Origin of the sequence: Paraburkholderia sp. SIMBA_053 (assembly GCF_046534895.1) — a bacterium.
Taxonomy (GTDB): domain Bacteria; phylum Pseudomonadota; class Gammaproteobacteria; order Burkholderiales; family Burkholderiaceae; genus Paraburkholderia; species Paraburkholderia caledonica.
In genome coordinates, this window is sequence record NZ_JAWRXU010001755.1 from 1 (window position 1) to 234 (window position 234).

At 72.2% G+C, this 234-nt stretch carries 1 protein-coding gene; it reads right to left on the minus strand.

The window, feature by feature from the left end; genetic code table 11:
- Positions 1 to 3: 3 nt before the first annotated feature.
- A partial coding sequence (locus SB753_RS41540) for a (2Fe-2S)-binding protein (RefSeq protein WP_410805752.1) occupies positions 4 to 234 on the minus strand: 231 nt, incomplete at its 5' end.

Here is a 234-nt window from a genome sequence, read left to right on the forward strand (position 1 = left end):
GGTTCAGGCTGTTGCCGCGTCCGCCGCTAGCGGCACGGCCGCGCGCGCACGGCGTGCATCGAGCACGCGACGGATCGCGCGGACGATGCCGACGTAGCCGGTGCAGCGGCACAGATTGCCGGAGAGTTCGAGGCGCACGCGCGCGTCGTCGGCATTGGGCAGGCGCGTGACGATGTCGCGGGCGGTCATCAGCATGCCCGGCGTGCAGTAGCCGCATTGCAGCGCGTGCTCGGC